The sequence below is a fragment of the Fuerstiella marisgermanici genome, from assembly GCF_001983935.1.
GTDB classification, from domain to species: Bacteria; Planctomycetota; Planctomycetia; order Planctomycetales; family Planctomycetaceae; genus Fuerstiella; species Fuerstiella marisgermanici.
Genome location: NZ_CP017641.1, coordinates 5,526,806 through 5,548,195, shown reverse-complemented (window position 1 = coordinate 5,548,195; position 21,390 = coordinate 5,526,806). Strand labels below are relative to the sequence as shown.

General features: G+C 57.0%; 14 protein-coding genes. 11 read left to right on the top strand and 3 right to left on the bottom strand.

Translation table 11 applies throughout. From position 1 onward, the window contains the following. Positions 1-99 precede the first annotated feature (99 nt). The 4 genes from Fuma_RS20560 (at position 100) to Fuma_RS20545 (ending at position 6,749) form a co-directional block, all read left to right on the top strand. Positions 100-1,068 carry an ABC transporter ATP-binding protein gene (locus Fuma_RS20560; RefSeq protein ID WP_077028455.1) on the top strand — a complete coding sequence of 323 codons (969 nt, stop codon included), beginning with the start codon at positions 100-102 and terminating at the stop codon, positions 1,066-1,068. Between the two features lie 150 nt (positions 1,069-1,218). Next, on the top strand, positions 1,219-3,516 hold the full coding sequence (locus Fuma_RS20555) for an ABC transporter permease (RefSeq protein ID WP_077025770.1): 2,298 nt from the start codon (positions 1,219-1,221) through the stop codon (positions 3,514-3,516). Continuing rightward, complete coding sequence (locus tag Fuma_RS20550; protein WP_077025769.1) at positions 3,513-4,901, top strand: hypothetical protein; 1,389 nt, start codon at positions 3,513-3,515, stop codon at positions 4,899-4,901. Before Fuma_RS20555 ends, Fuma_RS20550 begins: the two co-directional genes overlap by 4 nt. A gap of 45 nt (positions 4,902-4,946) precedes the next feature. Then, a complete protein-coding gene (locus tag Fuma_RS20545) occupies positions 4,947-6,749 on the top strand; it encodes an ABC transporter permease (RefSeq protein WP_077025768.1) in 1,803 nt (600 codons plus the stop codon). 270 nt (positions 6,750-7,019) lie between these two features. On the opposite strand, the gene Fuma_RS20540 is transcribed toward Fuma_RS20545, so the two are convergent. Continuing rightward, the gene (locus Fuma_RS20540) at positions 7,020-10,118 is read right to left on the bottom strand and encodes a serine/threonine protein kinase (protein WP_077025767.1); all 3,099 of its coding nucleotides are present in this window, start codon (positions 10,116-10,118) and stop codon (positions 7,020-7,022) included. A 300-nt stretch (positions 10,119-10,418) separates the two neighbouring features. Between Fuma_RS20540 and Fuma_RS20535 the strand changes: the two genes are divergently transcribed. The 3 genes from Fuma_RS20535 (at position 10,419) to Fuma_RS20525 (ending at position 14,091) form a co-directional block, all read left to right on the top strand. Further along, positions 10,419-11,006, top strand: coding sequence for an RNA polymerase sigma factor (locus tag Fuma_RS20535; protein WP_077025766.1), 588 nt, complete (start codon positions 10,419-10,421; stop codon positions 11,004-11,006). A 139-nt stretch (positions 11,007-11,145) separates the two neighbouring features. Next, positions 11,146-12,630: a sulfatase gene (locus tag Fuma_RS20530; protein WP_083732193.1), complete on the top strand. Its 1,485-nt coding sequence runs from the start codon at positions 11,146-11,148 to the stop codon at positions 12,628-12,630. 432 nt (positions 12,631-13,062) lie between these two features. Continuing rightward, positions 13,063-14,091 (top strand): M12 family metallopeptidase, encoded by a 1,029-nt coding sequence (locus tag Fuma_RS20525; protein ID WP_077025765.1) that lies wholly within the window; start codon positions 13,063-13,065, stop codon positions 14,089-14,091. Positions 14,092-14,255: 164 nt separating this feature from the next. On the opposite strand, the gene Fuma_RS20520 is transcribed toward Fuma_RS20525, so the two are convergent. Beyond that, entirely contained in the window at positions 14,256-15,734 is a 1,479-nt protein-coding gene (locus Fuma_RS20520) for a hypothetical protein (protein ID WP_077025764.1), read from the bottom strand. Between the two features lie 243 nt (positions 15,735-15,977). Here Fuma_RS20520 and Fuma_RS20515 point away from each other — a divergent pair, with 243 nt between their 5' ends. From Fuma_RS20515 to Fuma_RS20505, 3 genes are all read left to right on the top strand, one after another. Beyond that, on the top strand, positions 15,978-16,763 hold the full coding sequence (locus tag Fuma_RS20515; RefSeq protein ID WP_077028453.1) for an MBL fold metallo-hydrolase: 786 nt from the start codon (positions 15,978-15,980) through the stop codon (positions 16,761-16,763). Between the two features lie 79 nt (positions 16,764-16,842). After that, positions 16,843-18,156 carry a homoserine dehydrogenase gene (locus Fuma_RS20510; protein WP_077025763.1) on the top strand — a complete coding sequence of 438 codons (1,314 nt, stop codon included), beginning with the start codon at positions 16,843-16,845 and terminating at the stop codon, positions 18,154-18,156. Positions 18,157-18,165: 9 nt separating this feature from the next. Beyond that, positions 18,166-18,525 (top strand): hypothetical protein, encoded by a 360-nt coding sequence (locus tag Fuma_RS20505; protein WP_077025762.1) that lies wholly within the window; start codon positions 18,166-18,168, stop codon positions 18,523-18,525. Positions 18,526-18,666: 141 nt separating this feature from the next. Here Fuma_RS20505 and nadB read toward each other — a convergent pair whose 3' ends face one another. Next, positions 18,667-20,298, bottom strand: a complete 1,632-nt coding sequence (nadB, locus tag Fuma_RS20500; RefSeq protein ID WP_077025761.1) for an L-aspartate oxidase — start codon at positions 20,296-20,298, stop codon at positions 18,667-18,669. Positions 20,299-20,442: 144 nt separating this feature from the next. Here nadB and Fuma_RS20495 point away from each other — a divergent pair, with 144 nt between their 5' ends. Beyond that, complete coding sequence (locus Fuma_RS20495) at positions 20,443-21,381, top strand: dihydrodipicolinate synthase family protein (RefSeq protein ID WP_077025760.1); 939 nt, start codon at positions 20,443-20,445, stop codon at positions 21,379-21,381. Positions 21,382-21,390: the final 9 nt, after the last annotated feature.

Here is a 21,390-nt window from a genome sequence, read left to right as displayed (position 1 = left end):
GCGTAACCGAATATGCGGCAGGGTGCCGGTTGGCAAGAAAACCCTGCAAAAATCGCTCGGCCACCGGCTTTTTCAACACTAGCGGCGAAGATTGAAGGCATGCAAAGTCAGGAAAATGTGATCGAAATCCGAAACCTGTCCAAGGTTTATCGCGATTTCTGGGGGCGGAAAAAGGTCCAGGCCGTCAAAAGCCTCAGCCTTGACGTCAAGCGTGGCGAGGTGTTCGGTTTGCTTGGCCCGAACGGTTCGGGAAAGACAACGACCATCAAAATGCTGCTGGGGCTGCTGTTTCCGACTTCCGGCGACATCACGATTCTGGGTAAGAAGGCGTCCGACGTCGAAAAGAATGAGCGGATCGGCTATCTGCCGGAAGAATCGTACCTGTACCGATTTTTGAATGCCGACGAAACGCTCGATTTCTACGGGCGACTGTTCAAGCTGTCTGGCGAAGAACGAGCCAAACGGGCGGACGAACTAATCAAAATGGTAGGGCTCGACCAAGCTCGCCGTCGTCAGCTGAAAGAATATTCCAAGGGGATGACCCGCCGAATCGGATTGGCTCAGGCGCTGATCAACAACCCGGACCTTGTGCTACTGGACGAACCGACCAGTGGTCTGGACCCGATCGGTACTCGCGAAATGAAGGACCTGATTCTGCGGCTGAAAGACGAAGGCAAGACCGTCGTTTTGTGCAGCCATCAACTGGCCGACGTGCAGGACGTCAGCGACCGGATTGCCGTGTTGTTCCAGGGTGAGCTGAAAGTCCTGGGCGAAGTTGATCAGCTTCTGGAACTGCGTGAGAAGACAGAAATTCGGACCGGCAATCTTAGTGACGAAGCGATCGAAGAAGTTCGCCAGGTGCTGGCCAAGCACGGCATGACGGAGACTTCGATTCAGAAACCGCGAGCGGACCTCGAAGAGCTCTTCCTGCGGACGGTGCGGGAAAGTGGCGAACGGCCCGGACGACGATTCACGGCGGAAGAAATGGCGGCCACTCAACCGGCAGCGTCTGACGGAGCGGAGACGACGACGGCAGATTCTTCAGGCGAAACTGGCGACGCGAAATAGGCGGCTGGGATGCCGTTGCAGGCGAGCCACGCGGCGTCCTGCGGGTATACGGCCTCTTCCCAATAGCTCGGCACTGACGCTTTGCCATTCCAGACAATCGATCATCACGTGGGATCTCACCACACTCTGAGTTTCCGGACAACGTAAATCATGGATTTCAATCCCACTCCTTTTGACCTCGCTCAAGGATTCACCGGCTGGCTGCAGCTTGTGGGTGCCCTTGTGGCGGTCGGTGTCCTGCTCGGCCTTGTCGGCGCGTTTCTGTCCGGCGGCAGCCGCGGCGGCGACCTGTTTTCGAATGGGTTTGTCAGCTTCTTTAAAGAGCTGTTCACAATCTCACCACGACGAATTTTCGCGCTGGCCGGTCTGACTTTGAAGGAGGCAATGCGACGCAAGGCACTGATTGTGTTCGTCGTGTTTGCACTGCTGTTGATGTTCGGCGGTTGGTTCTTGGCCGATTCGAACAAGCGAGTCGATCTGCAGCGGACGGTGCATGTGACGTTTATGCTGACCACCATTTCGTGGCTTATCCTGCCCGTAGTGATGTTCTTAAGCTGCTGGGGAATCCCGGAAGACATTCGCGTGCGGTCGCTGCACACCGTGGTGACGAAGCCTGTGCGACGAGTTGAAATCGTGCTGGGGCGGATGCTCGGGTTTTCGTTCATGTCCACAATTGTGCTGCTGCTGATGGCGGTGGTGGGTTACATCTGGATTCAGCGTCAATATCCAACGGTCGTCACCGAAGATGGTAAGAAACAAGATCCGCTGGCGTGTCGAGTGCCACAGTATGGCACGCTGTACTTTCTGGACCGGTCCGGTGTTCCTCAGGAAAAAGGTATCAACGTTGGCGATCCATGGTTGTACCGATCATTCGTCGAAGGCAATTCGCGGGCTCGTGCCGTGTGGTTGTTTTCCGGGGTCACACCAGATCGCGTCGGGGAAAGCCTGCGGTTGGAATCGCGATTTGAAGCGTTCCGAACGGTTAAGGGCAGCGAAGAAAGTATCGAGCAGGGCCTGGAAGCTCAGTACACGCTGGTCAACAATCTGCGTGAAGAAGCGTTCTCCTCGTTTGGCGTGGGGGCCAGCTTTTCAGAAGTTGCAGAAGCTCTGCGTGCCGGGCAGTTTCAGAACGCGGCCGACTTTCTGGATTCTGTCGCCGACCGAATGGTGACGTCTGAGGCCGACTTTCCGCCAATTGACTGCCAACGAGTTGCGCTCTCCTGCGCTAATCAAGTTGTGCCCACCTTCCGGCGTGCGATGAGCGAAGACTTTTCTGACGTCTTGGGGGCGTTCGAAGTCCTGGGGCAGAAGGCGGCTCTAGTGACGCCGGGAGATTCCGGATCCTACGAAGAAATGTCTCGCGCCTGTGCGGCGTTAGCAGATGTTATCCGTGATCGAGCGGCTGATTTGCAGGAAGCCATGCCGGCCATTGAAGTGCCGTTAGAACCATTTCGTGTTTCGGAATACCACGAAGGTGATGACGAAATCAGCTACCCTCGCACTATGACCTACGCCGCCGACTACGAAGCCACGGCGCGCTACGTGACCAAAGTTGTGGCCGAATGGAATGAACAGGGCAAGCTGCTGGATGGTGACCAACTTTCACCTTCGCTGGCCGACGATCTTGCTGAGGCTGAAAACATTTCGCTGGTCAACGCCGAACTGCTGACGGACGTGCTGCAGGCCGAACTGGATGCCGGCACGCTGGAGGTGACGGATGGCAAGTTGGCCGTGGCAGACGGTTCGCGGTGGCTGCAGTTTTTCGACAAGATTGTCCGCGAAGAAAAGCTGATTTCGCGAGACCCGGCGGGTTGGGTTCTGGAAGTGGACCTGTTCGAAGACATCGCAACAGATGGCAACCTGCGAGTGGAAGTGGCGTGCCTGAACGGTCAGATGTATCTGGGGATGGCTCGCCCTGACCTGTTTATCCGTCTGCGTGATGAACCATTCGCGGTCGGCTACGGCAAGGCCATTCTGAACATTGGACTGATGCTGGCACTTGTGGTGGTTCTGGGAGTCACAGCCAGTTGCGTCGTGAAGGGGCCGGTCTCGTTCTTCTTCACACTAACCGTGTTTGTCATCGGTCAGTTCTTCCACGCGTTGATGCTGAAAATTATTACGGGTGAAGCAGAAGGTGGCGGGCTTGTCGAATCGGCGGTATTGATCTTTCAGCATCGCAACCCTAACGTAGGACTGGACGCCAGCGAGGCGGGGCAAAATCTGATTCAGAACGTGGACAGTGGCTTTATCGCGATGCTGCGAGGAGCCAGCAAAATCATTCCTGACTTCAGTGTCTTCAGCGATGCCTCGAAGTATATCGAAAACGGATTTGACGTCCCTTGGAGTAGTTCTGTGCTGCCGTCGATCGCGACGTTTGTCGGCTTTCTTATTCCGTGTGTGATCATTGGTGCGGCCTGCCTGAAATTCAGGGAGTTGGAAGCGAAATGAACGACCTTACTTCTCGACAACGAAAACTGGTTTACGCAGGCTGCATTCTTGTGCTGCTGATCCCCATCGTGTGGCTCGGTGCGCCCACGTCTGAGGACGTGATTCCCGGCAGCCGAGCGTCCGTGTCCGGTGGCGTGCTGGCTCAAATGCGAGTGAAGTACGACCTCGGCGAAAGCACGCTGGGCGAAATCGATCCGTCCAGCGCCGCGATGAACCTGGTGTTACTGGGCTTGCGAGGTCCTGCGGCGGGCGTATTGCATCTGCAGGCGCTGGACTATCAGGAAAAGAAAGACTGGGCCAAGCTGAAGACCACGGTCGATTCCATCATCAAGCTGCAGCCGCACTATGTGGAAATCTGGAAGTTCCAGGGCTGGAACCTCGCCTTCAACGTGTCGCGCGAATGGGACCAGGTGGCCGACCGATTCTACTGGGTGAAGGAAGGCTTGAAGTTTCTGCAGTTGGGCACCAATAGAAATCAAACGTCCACGTTTCTGTATCACAACGTTGGCGATTTTACCGGTCGAAAAATTGGAAACTCAGACGAGAAGAAATACTTCCGCAAATTCTTCCGCAGCGATCCTGACACGGAAACGTTTGCCGGCAGTGCCGATCCGGAAATTAACCCGGAAGGCAAAGACAACTATCAGGTTGCTCACGACTGGTTTGAAATCACCAACGAAAAAGACCGTCAGTACCAAATCGACGGCATGACTCACGTGTTTGCCCGGCAAGGGCCTTCGCGGTCGTTGTTCGACTATGCCAAAGCCATGCAGGAAGACGGCATATTCGACGAAACCAACCGAGCGGCGTGGGACGATGCCTACACGGAATGGACAGACGTCTACGGGAAAGAGCCGTACTTCGGGTTGAACGACATCAAGTACCAGTTGAATTGTACGGAAGATGAACTGGCAGCTTTGGCCAAAGAAAACGGAGTTCCTCTGGAGAAGCAGCGATCTGTCTGGGCACAAAACGTCAAGATGGTCAACTACACCTTCTGGCAGATGTTGGCCGACTGTGAACGCGACCCGTTAACGGTGGAAGCTCATCGAGCGATCTACAATGGTAAGCTCGCGTTCGCCAGAGGTGAGACGTCCGGCGAAGAGGACGCCAGTGGAGAATTGCAGCCGTCGAATGCTCAAAAGCTGTTCGAAGAAGGGATGACAAAATTTGAGCAGGTGCTTCGCAAGTACCCTGCTCTGGTCTACCATGATGCCTACGTCGAAGAGGGCATGTTGGCGGTTATCTACTGGAGACGAATTCACCAGATCAACGGCGAAGAGATCCCGGCGGACTATCCTCTGAAATCACTGATGCTTGAAAACGCAGGTCGTCAGGAAGAAATCAATCAGCTATTCACGCGGGAATTGCGTCAGGGGCTGTAGTTCGAGGGTGTGAGTACAACGCTGCTTTACTAGCCGGAGTCATCTGTGTTTGCGGGTCCGATTTTTGCCAGAGAGGCCCTCACGGCTCCTCGAAGACTGCGGCACTATCTGCTGCGGTCAGGTTACGTGGCGTTCTTGCTGGTCTTGATGTACACCATCCGTCAGGCCACGATCGGCTTTCAGGACACCAAGTTTTCCGGCGACATCGCCACCTACGGAAACTTCGTGTTCGGCGTGCTTGCTTTGCTGCAGCTAACGCTGGGCATGTTCTTCGCCACTCTGTTTACGGCGGCGAACATCGCTCAGGAAAAGGACCGCCGAACGCTGATCCTGCTGCTGATGACGGACATGCGCAGTCGTGAACTGGCCTACGGAAAGTTGCTGGCCAGCTGGCTGATCGTTGGAGTTCTGGTAGCGGCGTCTGTCCCTGTGTTCTGTGCATTGCGACTACTGGGCGGTGTCACGTGGTCGCAGGTGTTTTGGGCAGAAGCCATTATTGTTTCGACGACTCTGGCGGCTGGAGCGTGGGGATGCTTTGTCGCTTTCTGGCGCGAAAAAACATTCCAAACGCTGGCGATCAGCGTGATTGGCGTCGTGTTATTCGTCGCCGTGGCAGAAGGCCTGGTTGTGCTGCTCGGTGCCGAATCCGCCATCGGAGCCTGGGCAGCCTATGCGTCACCGTATCGCGCTTTGTTCGCCGTACTGAATCCGCTGTCCGCGACGACGAATGGGATCGCCAGGGTTTCCGCGGTTGAATCAGTGTGCGTGCTGCTGGCATTGGCCGCTGGGCTAAGCCTGTACACGGTCGCGCGGTTGCGCGTCTGGAATCCTTCGCAAAGTCTGCGTCAGAGTGCTATGGAACAGCCCGCGCTGGATCAATCCGCGACTGTTGCCGAAGGAACCACGGCGGCAGCAGCTTCTACGCCGTCCGTTGAAGCTGTTCCGCAACGAAAAACTCACCGAGCCGTTTGGGACAACCCCGTCACGTGGAAAGAGATCGTCACACGTGGATACGGTCGGAAAGTCGTTGTTATCAAACTGGCCTACGTTCTTCTGGCAGGTCTGATCGGCTACGGCATTCTGTCGTCCAGCGTAGATCGAGACGCACTCGTGTTGGGAATGGTGTCTCCTGGTGCCGCCGCGTTTCTGGCAATTGGCGTAATCAGTCTGCTGTTGATTAATGCTCAGGCCGTCACATCGATTTCCACGGAACGCGACAGCAACACGCTGGACATTCTGCTCGCGACCGACATCAGCGCCAAAGAATTTATGACGGGAAAAATCCTGGGCGCACTTTGGAACGCTCGCGAAATGATCATTGTGCCCATCGCTTTAATCGTGTGGATGCTGGTGACCGGACGATCATCATTGTTAAGCGTTGAGAATCTGATTTACATCGTCGTTGCCTACAGCGTGCTATCGCTGTTCTCAGTGATGCTGGGTCTGCACGCCGGGTTGACGTATGAAAATTCCCGATCAGCGATCGGCAACAGCCTGGGCACGATGTTCTTTCTGTTCGTGGGCATTTTCATCTTCATGCTGCTGCTTGTGGAAGCTCGGTCGTCGTTCGCCATTCAGATGCAGAGCTTCATAGTGTTCATCGGCTTAGGCAGCATTGGTCTGTACAGCTCGCTCACTCACAAGAATCCGTCTAGTGCTCTGACGATTGCGGCCATGATGCTGCCGTTCCTGACGTTCTACGCGATCACCGATTTCCTGCTGGGCGGCACACTAGGCGTCTGCTTCTGGATCTGCGTCGCCTACGGCTTCGCCGCCATCGCCATGCTCATCCCCTCCATCAGCGACTTCGACGTGGCACTCGGCCGAACCACCCACGACGCCGGGTAACACTCGGCGTGTCCGTCAACTGGCTTCGGCTCAGGGTGTCGAGTTTACTACAGCCGGATTGATACGAGTCGTTTAACCTGTAGCTGGCGGCGCAGGTGTTGCTGGGGACGGCTGTGTCGCAGCGGAAGCGGAAGACACACGGACGCCGATCGGAGGACGCCTGCGCCTCCAGCTACGGGTTAAACGATACGCTGGCTTCGCCGCGAAAGATGCGTGGATTTCCCGCAGTAACGGTTACAAGCGATTATCGGCAACGGCAACGGCATCGCGTCACTCGGACTCTTTCGACACATCAGACACACTGCCAGCGTTTGCCCGGCTGTCGAGGTCAGCGAAGTATTGCTGCATAACGGGGTGATGCAGGATGCAGTATTTCAGCCAGTCGTCTGTTGTTGGTTCGTGCTTGCCCCACACGTGGCTAACAGCCGGCCCTTGCATCTGTGAAGAAAAGCCGCTTCGTGAAAAGCCGCCTCGCCGACCGTCATCAACGAGTGTTAGCTCCGGCCAATTCAGTGAAATGGTCGGCCGGCCTGATAGTTTTCGGCCATACTGCCCGGACGAGTGTGGATCAGACCTTTCTGTGATGACCTGAAGAACAGCTTTTGTGTAACTAGACAACGACTTGAGTTCGGCCGGAACCAATTCGGCACCATTGTGTTCCTTGACGACATCAAGCAATGGGAAAATTGGATAGGTTCCAAGCTCCCCTTGGGCATGCAGTCGAATTTCTTTGAATTCCGGTAGGGACAGACTGCGGAAATTGTCATCGAGCCGGACGATCTCCCTCATGGCGGCTGGGGCTGTACTGAGATCAACCAGTCTGCGATCAACGGCGGCCAAGACTTTGTTTCGTTGTGTTTGATCAAGTTCTGCACCGTGACCAAGAATCAGGCAGGCTTGGGCGACAAGCTGCTTGTGCGACTTCGGATCGTCAATTACGCCGACGGCAATACGAATCATTTCTGATTCCATCGCTGTGAGCCAAAGGTCGAGGCCATCTGTGGGATGGCCTTTACTGTTCCGATAGATCAATGGAACTTTCAACCACCAATCCGGTCCCAAGTGCGGACTGTTCTTCAGAATTTTGGCGATGCGTTCGGCGAACAAAAGGTCATCGACCGCCCGAGGTTTTTGAGTCTGACCTCGCAAGAAATCGGCCGCCTCCACCGTGTTGGCATCGACAGACGAATTTCCAGTCGGCAGCAGCTTCAATCGCTTCTCGGCCCAGGCGACGACCGGCTCCATTGTTTCCACGTCGGCCACACCCCGATTCACATAGCCCCACAACCGCCTTTTCCAGTCCTCATCCGCCGCTTCGAATTCACGCACCCAGATCCTGTAAAACGCAGCCCCCGGATTGGCCTTCCTGAGAACTGCCTCAGCCATCCGATCAGTTGACTTCGACCCAGAGTATCCACTTCCCCCGAGATTCATGTCGCCGTCAAGGCCAGGGACAACCTCCAGAATCGTCTTCGTGATTCTGTCCGACGTTTCCGCATTCGCGAGCGCCTTGCATGCGTCGAAGGCGGACTTCAGGCCCGCCGGACTTCGTTCCCGCGCCAGCATTTCCAGCCATGCACTCAGCGTCTTGCCTTCATACAGCGGCTCACTCATCGTGGGAGGGGGCGACGGCGGAGTTTCAGCAGCGGGCTGCTGCGTAGCCAGCGAAGGTTCCTGAGGCTGCATGCGGATTCTCGCCACAACCGTTTCACCCTTCTTCAGAGTAAACTGGTTGTTGTCGATGGTCAGGCCGTCCGTGGCCCCGTCGATCGTGACTTCATACCTGTCGGCTCTCAGCTTTGTCGCCGTGGTGCCGTGATTGACGCTCAGGCCACTGACCGGTTTCCCATCGCTGACGATCTGCACGTTCACGTTGTCGACCTCTGATTCGATCACCAACTGACCTTTGTCTGTTTCCAGCTTGATCAGAATTCCCGCCAGAATGATCAGCGGCAACGCAGCCATAGCGACCCACCGAAGCCACTTGCGACCACCGCCGGAATTCGATGCCTTCGCAGCATTCGCGCGGTGAAAGCCTGGCTTACCGGCGAAGCCAGCAGGCAGTGGAGCCAGCAGTTCGGGCGACGTCTCGGATTTTTTCTGAGCATCGTTCAGCAGTTTGACCAGATGGCAATCGGTCGCGAACGGCGCAAGCTGTTCGGCCACATGAGCCGCACTGGCGGGACGGTCCTGCGGATTTCGAGCCAACAGGCAACTCACCAGCGCGACAAGGTCTGCGGGCGCGTCGGGACAAAGTGTGTTCAGTTTCGGTGGCTGATGACTGGCCAGCAGTCGCAGTTTTTCCAGCGGCGATTGATTGGGCGCGGCGGCCAGCGGAGGACGATTGCACAGCAGTCGAAACAACGTGGCTCCCAGAGCGTACAGGTCGGCTCGGTAATCCACCGCGCCGCAGTGTTCGGCCTGTTCCGGAGCCATGTAGTCCAGTGTTCCCATAAGCTGTCCGACCGTGGTGAGATCAGCACTGGCTTCGTCCCAGAAACTTAACTGAGCCAGGCCGAAGTCCAGAATTCGGATATGCCCTGTTTCGTCCAGCATCAGATTCGATGGCTTCACGTCGCGGTGAACAACTCCTTCTGCGTGAGCGACCGACAGCCCCAGCGCCGTCTGACGCATGAGTTCGCAGGCGTCGGCAACCGACAACGGGCCGGTCAGTCGAGCCAGTCGGCTGAGGTCCAGGCCGGGCACATATTCCATGACCAGGAACTGAGTGCCATCGATTTCGCCCGCGTCCGTGGCCGCCACAATGGACGGATGGTTCAAACGGCCGACGACACGGATTTCGCGTTCAAAGCGAGCTCGCCCGGCCACGTCTTCTGCCGACATCAACGGCAGTAGTTTGATGGCCACCTGTTTGTTCAGTTGCCGATGAGTGGCCAGATAGACAGCTCCCATTCCGCCTCGCCCCAGCGGTTGCGTGAGTTCGTATCCACCGAAATCGCGGTCCGCCGGCTGCCACGCCGCGCGAGCTTTCGCGGCTGCGGATTCCATGGGGACATCCATCAATCGCCGTGCCTTTTCCAGCGCGGCTGCCGTGGCCGCGTCGACTTCAGTAAGCTGTGCCTTCGGCGGCACGCTCACGGCGTCGCGTTGGTTGTCGGGTTTGAACGTATTGCCCTTCGCTGTGCTCTGCAACGACTGCATCAGAGTATCCGGCCCGACTTCGAGATTACGCATTGTCTGCTCACACTCCGCACATTGCGACACATGAATTTCAATCCGTTGAAGGTCGTCTTCGTCACTCCAGCCGGAAAGGTATTCCTGCATCTGTTCCGCCGAAATGCACGCCGCCGATTCGGCCGCTGATTCCGCGGCGTGCTGCGGAATTTTGTTCGTTCGAGATGTCTTCATTGAATTGGTTCTTTGGCGAGGGACAGTCCCGGAATAAGTTCCCAATAAAGTCAGATCACGATAGAGTGGCCGTGATCATTTCAACGCGTGCCCATCGCGCCGTGCGAATCGCAGCGACACACACGGCCCGCCCGGTGGGCACTCGCTTAAACGAAGGACTCATATCAGGAAATTGTGCGACATCCGTCATCGAAACGCTACGTGCGGCAATGGCCCACGTTACAAGAACGTTTGCGGTGTGACAGCATTTTGTCGTAGGATCAGCGACGCGCGAAGACACGTTGGCCCGCGGAGACGATCATGACCACACAAGCGACTCGATCCAGTCTGTTGCGGCGAGCATCTCAGCATGACGCTCAGGCGTGGAGAGAATTGGTCGATCTTTACGGGCCTCTGGTGAGCTATTGGTGTCGGCAGAGTCTGCTCGATTCTCACGCCGTTGCCGACTGTGTGCAGGATGTTTTCGCGTCCGCTGCGGTCTCCCTTGAAACCTTTGAGCCTCAGCGAACGTCCGGATCGTTTCGAGCATGGTTGTGGACGATCACTCGTAACAAGCTGCGGGACCACTTTCGTCGCGCCGCACGAACGCCAAACGCCACAGGTGGTTCGACGGCTGTTGGAATTTTGAATCAGGTGACCGATCCGATGGCCATTCCGGATGACGAGCCCACCGGAGATCTTCAGTTGCACGAACTAACGTCGCGAGCCATGCAGCAGGTGCAGAGCGAATTCGAAGCTCGCACATGGCAGGCGTTCTGGCGTTCCGTTGTTGACGGCATTGCAACCGACGAAGTCGCTCGTGAACTGACGATGTCGGCCGCATCTGTCCGTCAATCACGAAGCCGCATCCTTCGCAGGCTGCGACAGCAACTCGGTGACGTACTATAGAACATAGAAGTACGAAGCCGTTTCAAAAGCTGATTGAAACACCATAGCATAATAGGTTAACGGAACGCGACGACTTGGCAGCGGACGTGCCACGGGACACTCAGATTCACGATTGGCTCATTCAGAAAGACGACGGAACATGGCGTACTTCAATTCATGGCGAAAACCATCACTGATAGTTTTCGCATGCCTGCTGTGCTTTCTGTCGTCGAGTGCAGCACGTGCGGAAAAGCGTTCGCCGAACTTCGTCTTCTTTCTTGTCGACGATATGGGCTACATGGATATCGGGGCGAACAATCCTGATACGTTTTATGAAACGCCCAACATCGACGCTCTCGCTGCCAGCGGGATTCGGTTTACCAACGGATACGCGGCGAATCCGGTTTGCAGTCCGACTCGGTACAGCATCATGACGGGCAAGCATCCGTCGCGAGTTGACGCCACGAATTTTTTCTCCGGTGCTCGGGCCGGGCGGTTTCGGCCTGCTGTGCTGAATGATCGTATGCCGGTTTCCGAAGTCACGATGGCTGAAGCGCTTAAGGAAGCGGGTTACCAGACTGCATTTCTTGGGAAATGGCACCTCGGTCCCACTCAGGAATTCTGGCCTGAAAACCAAGGCTTCGATTTCAACGTTGGCGGCCAGCATCGAGGCCACCCGAAAAGTTATTTCTCACCGTATTCCAATCCCAAACTCTCTGACGGTCCCAAAGGCGAACACTTAACGGCTCGCCTGACGAACGAAGCTACTCGCCTGATCGGCGAAATGAAGGACGAACCATTCCTGCTTTACATGGCGTATTACACCGTCCACACGCCGCTACAGGCTCCGAAAGATCTGGTTGAAAAGTACCGCCGCAAAGCGGAATCGGTTGAATCTGATCTCGAAGAATTCGCGCCGGAAGAACAGGTCTTCCCTAACAGCAAGAACAAGCGACTTGTTCGCCAGGTACAAAAGCACGCGACCTACGCTGCGATGGTTGAAACGCTTGATGACAGTGTGGGCAGAATCCTGAACCAGCTGAAGGAATTGAACCTGGAAGAAGACACCATCATTTGTTTCACGTCCGACAACGGCGGCCTGTCCACTTCTGAAGGTTCGCCGACTTCCAACCTGCCACTGCGAGGTGGTAAGGGATGGTTGTACGAAGGCGGCATTCGCGAACCGTTTCTAATTCGCTGGCCCGGCGTTACAAAGCCGGGCACAACTTCTGACGTGCCGGTCGTTTCCACTGATTTCTACCCGACCATGCTGGACATGGCTGGCATTGAGCCCAAGCCGCAGCAACACGTCGACGGTCGCAGTCTGGCGCCGTTGATTAAAGACGGCACACCGCCCGAACGAGACGCCATCTTCTGGCACTACCCTCATTACAGCAATCAGGGCGGCATCCCCGGCGCAGCTGTGCGAATGGGCAACTTCAAGCTGATCGAACGCTTCGAAGACGGCCGCTGTCATCTGTACGATCTCAGCGCTGACATCGGCGAACAAAATGATCTCGCCGCCGACATGCCCGACAAGGTCGACGCGATGAAGGCTCGCCTGCACGCCTGGTACAAAGACGTCGACGCGAAGTTTCTGCGGCCGCTGAAAGACGGCGGTCCGGAACCCTGGCGGCCTGAGTGATCGTTTCGTTGTGACCGGAGATTGATCTAAACAGATTCTTGTGGGATTGGCAGCGAGGCACGAGTGAAGCGCCGGGGTTTCCTTCGCTTCGCTCAGTCCAACCCCGGCCACACGCGACGGGATGGTGCTCCCATTTTCGTCGGGATTTATTGACAGCGAATCTCTCTGACTGGTGGCTGCGGAACAAGCTTCTCGAACGATGAAGGCTGTTTCCCACGAGCCCGCACCGTCCACCACAAAAGGGTAACTGCTCTTGAACTGCCGCCCAGTTCCCGTCGCAACGTTATGGTGAACGTTTGCATGCGCGCCCGTTCACTATGCCAACCGCCGGTTGAATTTTTGGCGGATCGGTGATCGCAATGGCGATTTATAGCTCCGACCGCCATTGACAGGCGAACCAGTTTCCGTCCTTTCGACACAGGAGCGACGAATATGGCAAGAACAGACAAAGTGTGTTTCGATCGGGTTCTGCCTAACGAAATCCATCGCCCACTTCCCGGCCGCCGCATGGCCCTGCAGATTGGGCCAACGCGAGCGGCGTTTGAAATCGCGAAGCTTTGGCCAAACGGAAGAACGCTGCACATTCGCTTTTTGAACGGAACAGACCAGCAACAACAGATTGTCCGCGAATTCGCGCCGCAGTGGACGGAGCAGGCCAATCTGACGTTTGCGTTTGATGACGCTCCAAATGCTGAAATCCGGATCGCGTTTAATGACGATGGAGCCTGGTCGTACGTTGGCACAGACGCTCTTGGAATTCCGGGCAACCAGCCGACCATGAATTTTGGCTGGCAGGATGAAGCCGTTGTGCTGCATGAATTCGGGCACATGATCGGCATGATTCATGAACATCAGAATCCGGATGATAATCCGATTGAATGGAACAAGCCGGTCGTCATTCAGGCGTTGGGTGGCCCGCCAAACAACTGGGATTTGGCCACAATTCAGCACAACATGTTCGACAAATATAATCTGTCGCAGATCAATGGCAGTGAATTCGATCCGGCGTCAGTCATGTTGTACAGCTTTCCGCCAACATGGACGCTGAACGATTTTCACTCCGAACCAAACGACGTGCTGTCAGACGTCGACAAAGAATTCGCAGCACGCGTCTATCCCGGTAGAAACGGCGGTGGCGGCGGAAGCGAGCCTGTCGAACTTCCCGTTATTGAAGGAGCGTTTTCGGCAGACATCGGTCAGCCGGGCGAAGAGGACCTTTATACGTTCACGGCAAAGAAAGCCGGTCGCTATGTAATTGAAACCGAAGGGCCGACGGACCTGGTGATGAAACTGTTTGGTTCCGGCAGCGTGCTAATCGATCAGGACGACGATGGGGGCGTGGGCCGCAATTCGCGGATCGATACCGCTCTGGTGCCGGGCGAATATCTCGTGCAGGTTCGTCACTACAACTCGTCCGGCGGCACGGGCAACTACGCGATCAAGGTTGTCCGGACGTCGTAGCGCGAGCGTTCGAAAGCGGATGGCTCGGCGCTTGTCTCATCCCGTCGCAGAAGGCCAATTTCGGACCGGAGACTCCGGCTCTCTGACTTCCCCCGCCACGTTCCCCGCGACCAGCGGGAGCAACGCCGGCGATTCAGTTTCTCCTTCTCATGTGCTGGCCACGCCTACCGCCCGTCGGTGCGTGCCGACCGGCCGCCGTCGAGGTGGTCCTGGTATTGTTCGAGTTCCTGCCACTTGCCTTCGGCGGCAAGTTGAGCCTGGTGGGGCCAGGTGTCGGGGGTGTGCATTTGGAATCGAGGACCCGCGTCCTTCAGGATCTGTGACAAGCGTTCGGGCTCGGCGGCGGCGAGGGCCTGCCATGTGTTGATGTTGGCGGCGTGAAAAAGTTCTTCGATCTTTGGACCGATTCCTTCGACGATCTTCAGGTCGTCCTGCTTTGGCAGCTTCTTGCCGCGAAATGTCTGTTTAACGGGATCTTCGTCGCCCGCCAGATCGCTGGTGGCAGAGTTGCCGGATGATGCGGCGGTGTCATCCAGGGGATTCGCCGGCGCACCGCCCTGCTCTGCAACAGGAGACGCGTCTTGTTCACTCGCGGCCTGAGCCCGCACCTGATCGAACACGGTGGCGGCTCCGGTTCCGGGTTCTTCGCCCGCCTGACTTCGTATTTGGTCGAGCGGTGTACTGGCGGCTGACTTTGGAACGGGCTGCGGTGTGGTCAGATTAAGGATTTCGGCGGCGGACTTCGCAGATGCTTTGGCAGTGGTTTCCGTCGACGGTGCCTCAGGCGTTGCCGGCGAACTGACTTGCTGAGCAGCTGCGTTGGTCGGTTCGGTTTTAGACTTCTTCGGCGATTCTGCATCCGCGCTGGCAGAATCCTTGCCTTGGGCAGTGCCTGCTGCAGCCTGCGACCGAATCTGGTCGAGCGGGCTGCCGGACTTGGGGGCGGCTGTTTTTGAGGCAGGTGGCTCGCTTGCGGCGGAAGCCTGTTTGCGAATTTGATCGAGCGGACTGCCGCCCGTGTTCTTTGCGACTGTGGCAGGCGTATCGGCGAGCGGTTGTGGGGCTTTGGCGGCGAGTGGACTGCCCGCATTCTGGCTGCGAATCGTATCCAGGGGACTCGCGCCGGCCGATGATTTTGCTTTCGCTGGTTTGGGAGCCTCAGCGGTCGCGGCAGTGCCTGCATTCTGACGGCGAATGGCATCCAGTGGGCTCGCGGCTGGCTTTGTTGCGGTGCCTGCCGGTGGCGGTGACTTCGGCGTTGAAGCTGCCTGCTTGCGAATCGCGTCCAGCGGACTGCTGCTTGCGCCGCTCGCTTGTGCAGCCGATTTCGACTTTGCGCCCGGCGAGCTCTTCTGGGGCGTTCGGCCGGATCCGGTCGCCGCTGTTTGCGGCTTTTCGGTGGCAGTGGGAGCGTTCTGCGCTGCTGTTTTCGGGGCCGCGATCTGCAAATACTCCGGGTCGATATCGTACCAGCTGATATCTGCGGGCGTGTCGAACTGAACCAGGAGCCGGCAGTTCATGTTGACGGTCTTGACCTGCCCGACCAGACCTTCAAATCGGCGTAGTTCGGCCACGCCAGTCAACACTGAGACGTATTTGTCGGTCCATTTTTGCTTAAGTTCTTCCGCCTTCTGAATCGACATGAGGCTTTCTCTGCGGTTTGGGCCAATCGAGGAAGCAACGGCGGCACGCCGTCGAACCACGGCAGGTTATCGTAGCTCGCCCTTCAAGTAAAAGCGGAATGTGGGGTCACGCCGTTGCCGAACGGTGTGCAGGGGCCTAAACTCCCGGATCATTCTGGCGGTTCCAGCCGGAATTCGATCATTCGGCCATCAGCGCATCGCGGTGCTCCCACAGCGATTACGCCAGACCATTCGGTAGACCTCATGCTTACTCGACGCGAACTGTTTCCTAACGTCATCGAAATGAACTTTCAGGCGCGGCGCCGCTTTGGCTGCTGCGTTTATCTGGTGTTTAGCGACACCGATTGGGCGTTGGTGGATATCGGTTACGAAGACACCGTGCAGGAGATCATTGACCTGATCCGAGACATGGATTTCCCACTGGCCAATTGCCGGTACCTGATCGCGACTCACGCCGATGCCGACCACGTGCAGGGCTTAAAGCGAGCGGCTGAATTGTTGCCGGCTGCGGAAACCGTGGCTCACCCGGACGCAAAGAAAATCCTCGAAAACGGCGACCGGATTGCTTCATACGCGGAAATTCCGGCTCAGCAGATTTCCATCGACATGCCGACTCTGGCAATCGCCAAAACCGTGAAGGAAGGCGACGTGCTGAGTCTCGGTGATCAGCAGTTGGAAGTGTGGGACACACCTGGCCACGCGACGGGACAGCTTTCGTTCCGGTTCGGAGACTTGCTGTTGTCTGGCGACAATATTTTTCGTGACGGCTGCGTCGGCGGAATTGACGCTCACCACGGCTCGGACATTCCCGAATTTATCGCATCGCTCAAACGCATTCAAAGCAGCGACGTGAAGTGGTTGCTGCCCAGCCACGGGCCGGCGTTCAAAAACGATCATGCTTTGCTGCAGTCGACAATTGACCGGCTGGACGGGTACCAGCACATGGCCGACTTCGGTACCTGCGCGGTGGACTGGCCGCTGTTGGACGAATGGGACGACGAGCTTGCGAAGGGGACTTCGCCGGAATAGTACGACCCATCAATGACGGCACCCTGACTGCTAAGTGAGGGATTGGTGCACCCGCTGTAGATTGCAAAACAAAGTGAACATGACCAGTACTTCTCCTCTAAACATCGCGCTGATCGGCTTTGGCACGGTGGGTTCCGGCGTAGCCCGGATTTTGTCGACTCAAGCAAAAAACATCGCTGTGCGAGCGGGCCGGGAAATTCGAATTTCCCGCGTCGTCGTTCGTGATCCGGACAAGGCTCGTGAATTTCTTCCGGCGGGTGTTGAGGTCTCGACCAGCATCGATGACGTCATTGACGATCCACAAATTCAGTTGGTGGCTCAACTGATCGGTGGCATCGACCCGGCGTTCGACTACATGAAACGATCCTTGGCGGCGGGGAAAGACGTCGTCACTGCCAACAAGGCGCTCATCTACGCGCATGGCAGCGAACTGTTCGAACGCGCGGCGGCCAATGAACGCACGATCGGCTTCGAAGCGGCGGTGGCTGGCGGTATTCCCATCATCGGCGCGGTGACGCAGGCTTTGACGGGCAACCAGATTTTGTCATTGGAAGCCATTCTCAATGGAACCAGCAATTTTATCCTTACTCGTATGCTGGACGAACAGCATGCCTACGCCGACGCACTGAAGGAAGCTCAGCGGCTGGGCTATGCCGAGGCTGATCCGGCGATGGATGTCGACGGGACCGATGCGGCTCAAAAACTGGCCATTCTGACTCAGCTCGCTTTTTCGACACCCGTTAAGCTGGACGATTTTGTGCGGCAGGGAATTGATGGCATTGAGTTGCTGGACCTGCAGGTAGCGGCCGATCTGGGCTACAAAATCAAGCTTCTGGCAACAGCGCGGCTGCAGAACAAACGTCTGGAGATCAGCGTGCAGCCTACGCTTATTTCCTGCGATCGCACGATCGCTCAGATCGACGGAGCCGACAACATCGTGGCTGTTCATGGTGATGCTGTCGGCAACACGACGTTCTCAGGGGCCGGAGCCGGGCAACTGCCAACCGCTTCTGCCGTTGTGGCCGACATCATCGACTACGCGACGGGACGTACGGCGGTCACCTTCCAGTCGATCCTGCGATCCAGTCAGCAGGAGCCGTGGCCGGTGCAACCCGCAGAAGAATTGCGACGTCGCTACTACCTGCGCCTAACCGTGGATGATCGGCCGCACGTGTTGGCCGACATTACCGACGTTTTGGGCCGCAACGAGATCAGTATTTCCTCCGTTCGGCAGGACGAAACGCCGGAAACTGATGAAGCAGGCGACGGCACCGCTCGACTGGTGATCATGACTCACACCACAACCGAAGGTCGTTTGCGAGCGGCCGACACGGAACTGAGCAAACTGGCCTGCATTCGCGGCGCGAGTATACGACTGCCGATAGCCGACTGAGTAACAAGCATGGCAAAATGTGATCAGGGCTATCTGTGCGAAGTCTGCGGCGAAGAGGTCGACAATATTCGCGTGAGCGACTTGTATCTGCGTTACGTGACGGGACAAATCGATGCGCAGAAATTACTCGGCAGCCCCGAACGTCATCTGCGGTGTAACCCGGTCGTGGCTCAGTTTATCGTAGACGATGCGTTCGAATCGGCCGTTGTGGAAGGTCCGTTCAACAAGTCGGAGCTGGACGCTGACTATGTCGCTCAGCAGGAAGAGCTTATGACTCGCGGCTGGCAACGGCTGCAGGAACTGTACGACATTTCAGAAAGCGTCCCTGTGTCGGACTATCCGTTACCGGAGTTCCGGGGGCAGGATTGATCCGCGTCTGGTTGCTGATTCCCCGGCGTCGCGCGAGATTAAAGTCGTTATCCTTATTGTCGTGGACGGTCTGGGCTCGTGAGAAGCGGCCTCCATCGTCCGAACCGCCTGTTCCGCGGCCACAAGCAAGCGAGATTCGCTTTAGCTGTCTGTGGCACTCACCGTGATATGCTTTGCCAGGCTTTCAACGGTGTCCGGGTAGTCACTGCGCAAATGCACGCCGCGGCTTTCGCGCCGTGCCAGCGCGGCGGCTGCCATGACGCGACCGACCAGCATCATGTTCTGCAGTTCCCAGCCTTCAGGCGTCAGCAGATCGCGTCGGCAGACGTAGTTGGCCCAGAAATCGAGTTGCTGGCGAGCAGACTGCAGCTCAGGTTCGTTGCGGCTGATCCCAACATTGCGCCACATCAAACTACGCAGTGAGTTGCGGATATCGGTGATGTCCAAAGCTTCGTCGCTGTCGTGAGGAATTCCGGGCGACGAAACCAGCGCGGGAGCTGTGAAGTTGTCTGGCTGATCAAGAGCTTTGTTCGAAGCATTCTGACCGCACCGCAACCCGTAGACGACTCCTTCCAGCAGGCTGTTGCTGGCGAGCCGGTTCGCTCCGTGAAGGCCGGTTGACGTCACTTCGCCCGCCGCCCACAAACCCGGTAGCGAAGTGCGACCCTCGGTGTCCGTGGTCACGCCGCCGACCATGTAATGAGCTCCCGGTCGCACGGGCACTCGATCGGTGGTGATGTCCAGGCCAAATTCAGAACAGACTTTGCCAATGTGCGGGAAGCGACGGCGAATCTTGGCGGGATCGATGTGTGTTAAATCGAGGTACACACAGGGATGCGATGTCTTTGCCATTTGCTGAGTAATTGCCTGGCTAACCACGTCGCGCGGGGCAAGTTCCATTGCTTCGTTGTAGTCGCCCATAAATCGGTAGCCGTTGCTGTCAACCAGATGAGCTCCTTCGCCGCGTACAGCTTCAGATATCAGATGCCGCGAACTTCCAGCGATGTACAGAACGGTTGGGTGAAACTGCATGAACTCCATATCGCGCACATCGCAGCCCGCCCGAAACGCCAGCGCGTGGCCATCGGCCGTGGCGATCGAAGGGTTGGTTGTTTCGCGATAAAGTGCGCCGGCTCCTCCGGTGCAAAGAATTGTTTGCTTGGCCCACACAAACGTACGCCCGTGGTTTGGGTTCCAGACGAGAGCACCGCAGCAGACGCCGTCGCGTGACAGCAGGTCAATGGTGAAGGTTTGCTGCCAGATGTCGATATTGTCCGAATCGAAGGCCGTCTGATGCATCGCTCGCATCACTTCTTTTCCGGTTGCATCACCCAGTGCATGAGCCACTCGCGGATGGCTGTGGCCGCCTTCCAGCGTCAGAGCGATTTCGCCTTCGACCTTATCAAAGTCGGCACCGTAGCGGATCAGTTCGCGGATACGCTCGGGAGCTTCTCGAATGACAAACTCGACGACATCCCGATCGCACATGCCTTTACCGGCGGCAATGGTGTCGTTGACGTGGTTGGCGAATTCGTCCAGCGGGTCCAGCACTCCCGCGATGCCTCCCTGAGCCCACGCGCTGTTAGAATGCGAGATGCGATCTTTCGTGACCATGATGGTGCGCAGCGACGGATCGATTTCCAGCGCCGCCCGAGTTCCTGCGATGCCGGCGCCGATGATCAGCACGTCGGCAAATAAGTGGGGCACTCGTTTCGGGTCGAACGGGACAAGGTAACGGCGAAGCGTGGGGACTTCGATACGATCTGGCTGCATGAATGGGTCCGGAATACGGATGGGGGTCGCTGGAAACGTGGTGCGGAGTGTACGACAATCCCGCGCGGGGCGTGAGTGAACGGCGCGTAAGAGAACCCGGGATGGGGTTAAACGGATTCCCAAAACCAGCAGAGCACCAATTCCATGAGTTCGAAGATATTCACCGGCTGCGTTCCGGCTTTGATGACTCCGTGCAATTCCGATCGCACGCCCAACTTCACCGCGTTGGTGAAGAAGGGCAAGCAGTTGATGGAAGCCGGTATGAATGCCGTTGTGTACTGCGGATCGATGGGCGACTGGCCCTTACTGACCGATCAGCAGCGGCAGCAAGGCGTGACGCAACTGGTAGATGGCGGCGTGAAAGTGATCGTCGGCACGGGAGCTCAGAATTCCGCAATCGCCGCAGATCACGCGGCCCATGCGCAGAAAGTCGGGGCTCACGGGCTGATGGTAATTCCACGAGTACTTTCGCGCGGAACGTCACCGGCGGCTCAGCGAGACCACTTTGCTCGAATTCTTTCGGCAGCACCAGATCTACCGGCCGTCATCTACAACAGCCCGTATTACGGTTTCGAAACAAAGGCTGATTTGTTTTTCGATTTGCGGAACGAGTTTCCATCGCTGGTGGGGTTCAAAGAATTCGGCGGAGCGGCTGCTTTAAGCTACGCGGCCGAACACATCACGTCTGCAGACGACGACGTTGTGTTGATGGCCGGCGTTGATACTCAGGTCTATCACGGTTTCGTCCACTGTGGCGCGGTCGGTGCAATCACGGGCATCGGCAATTGCCTGCCCGAACAGGTTTTGCGACTGGTCCAGCTTTGCGAACAGGCGGCGACAGGTGACGTTCAGGCCCGCCGCATGGCGAAGGAATTGGACGAAGCATTAATTGTGTTATCGACCTTCGACGAGGGCCCCGACCTTGTCCTGTTCTACAAATATCTGATGGTGTTGTTGGGCGACGACGACTACAAGCTGCACTTCAATTCAACAGACAAACTCAGCCCCAGCCAGGCGGGATACGCAGAAGCTCAGTTAAAGATGTTTCAGGACTGGTGGAACGCCTGGGAAGGTCGCAGCTGAAATCACCGA

Excerpts from the sequence above, each read along its gene's own strand:
- Fuma_RS20550 (WP_077025769.1), top strand. The coding sequence starts at position 3,513 with ATGAACGACCTTACTTCTCGACAACGAAAACTGGTTTACGCAGGCTGC.
- nadB (WP_077025761.1), bottom strand. The coding sequence starts at position 20,298 with ATGCAGCCAGATCGTATCGAAGTCCCCACGCTTCGCCGTTACCTTGTC.
- Fuma_RS20540 (WP_077025767.1), bottom strand. The coding sequence starts at position 10,118 with ATGAAGACATCTCGAACGAACAAAATTCCGCAGCACGCCGCGGAATCA.
- Fuma_RS20495 (WP_077025760.1), top strand. The coding sequence starts at position 20,443 with ATGAGTTCGAAGATATTCACCGGCTGCGTTCCGGCTTTGATGACTCCG.
- Fuma_RS20535 (WP_077025766.1), top strand. The coding sequence starts at position 10,419 with ATGACCACACAAGCGACTCGATCCAGTCTGTTGCGGCGAGCATCTCAG.
- Fuma_RS20530 (WP_083732193.1), top strand. The coding sequence starts at position 11,146 with ATGGCGTACTTCAATTCATGGCGAAAACCATCACTGATAGTTTTCGCA.
- Fuma_RS20525 (WP_077025765.1), top strand. The coding sequence starts at position 13,063 with ATGGCAAGAACAGACAAAGTGTGTTTCGATCGGGTTCTGCCTAACGAA.
- Fuma_RS20510 (WP_077025763.1), top strand. The coding sequence starts at position 16,843 with ATGACCAGTACTTCTCCTCTAAACATCGCGCTGATCGGCTTTGGCACG.
- Fuma_RS20505 (WP_077025762.1), top strand. The coding sequence starts at position 18,166 with ATGGCAAAATGTGATCAGGGCTATCTGTGCGAAGTCTGCGGCGAAGAG.
- Fuma_RS20555 (WP_077025770.1), top strand. The coding sequence starts at position 1,219 with ATGGATTTCAATCCCACTCCTTTTGACCTCGCTCAAGGATTCACCGGC.
- Fuma_RS20515 (WP_077028453.1), top strand. The coding sequence starts at position 15,978 with ATGCTTACTCGACGCGAACTGTTTCCTAACGTCATCGAAATGAACTTT.
- Fuma_RS20560 (WP_077028455.1), top strand. The coding sequence starts at position 100 with ATGCAAAGTCAGGAAAATGTGATCGAAATCCGAAACCTGTCCAAGGTT.
- Fuma_RS20520 (WP_077025764.1), bottom strand. The coding sequence starts at position 15,734 with ATGTCGATTCAGAAGGCGGAAGAACTTAAGCAAAAATGGACCGACAAA.